Source organism: Streptomyces griseomycini (assembly GCF_014203535.1).
Classification (GTDB): Bacteria; Actinomycetota; Actinomycetes; order Streptomycetales; family Streptomycetaceae; genus Streptomyces; species Streptomyces griseomycini.
This window is the reverse complement of record NZ_JACHJI010000073.1, coordinates 1-1,052: the sequence shown is the minus strand read 5'-3', so window position 1 is coordinate 1,052 and position 1,052 is coordinate 1. Positions and strand designations below refer to the sequence as shown.

The window sequence follows — 1,052 nt, the reverse complement described above, 5'->3', positions numbered from 1 at the left end:
CGCCGTCCTTCTCCATCTGCTCGGCGAGCTTCATCGCCTCTTCGATCAGCGTCTCGACGATCCTGGACTCGGGAACGGTCTTGATGACCTCGCCCTTGACGAAGATCTGCCCCTTGCCGTTGCCGGAGGCGACCCCGAGGTCGGCCTCCCGCGCCTCACCCGGACCGTTGACCACACAGCCCATCACCGCCACCCGCAGCGGCACCTCCATACCGGTCAGACCGGCGGTGACCTCCTCGGCCAGCTTGTACACATCCACCTGGGCCCGCCCGCAGGACGGACAGGACACGATCTCCAGACCCCGCTGCCTGAGGTTCAGCGACTCCAGGATCTGGATGCCCACCTTGATCTCCTCCACCGGCGGGGCCGACAGCGAGACCCGGATGGTGTCACCGATGCCCTGCGAGAGCAGCGCACCGAAGGCCACCGCCGACTTGACCGTCCCCTGGAACGCCGGACCCGCCTCGGTCACCCCCAGGTGGAGCGGATAGTCGCACTGCGCGGCCAGCTGCCGGTACGCCTCGATCATCACGACCGGGTCGTTGTGCTTCACCGAGATCTTGATGTCCCGGAAGTCGTGCTCCTCGAACAGCGACGCCTCCCACAGCGCCGACTCCACCAGCGCCTCCGGGGTGGCCCTGCCGTACTTCTGCAGCAGCCGCCGGTCCAGGGAACCGGCGTTCACCCCGATGCGGATCGGGGTGCCGTGGTCACGGGCCGCCCTGGCGATCTCCCTGACCTGGTCGTCGAACTTCTTGATGTTGCCCGGGTTGACCCGGACCGCCGCGCAGCCCGCCTCGATCGCGGCGAAGACGTACTTGGGCTGGAAGTGGATGTCGGCGATCACCGGGATCTGCGACTTGCGGGCGATCGTCGCCAGCGCGTCCGCGTCGTCCTGCGTGGGACAGGCCACCCGCACGATCTGGCAGCCCGACGCGGTCAGCTCCGCGATCTGCTGCAGCGTCGCACCGATGTCCGACGTACGCGTCGTCGTCATCGACTGCACCGACACCGGGGCGTCCCCGCCCACCGCCACCGACCCGACCTGGATC

1 protein-coding gene is annotated in these 1,052 nt (G+C 68.4%); it reads right to left on the bottom strand.

Features of this window, described 5'->3' with window-relative positions; translation table 11 throughout:
- The coding region (gene ispG, locus FHS37_RS38770) for a flavodoxin-dependent (E)-4-hydroxy-3-methylbut-2-enyl-diphosphate synthase (protein ID WP_229890372.1) at nucleotides 1-1,051 on the bottom strand (1,051 nt) is incomplete at its 3' end.
- Nucleotide 1,052 lies beyond the last annotated feature (1 nt).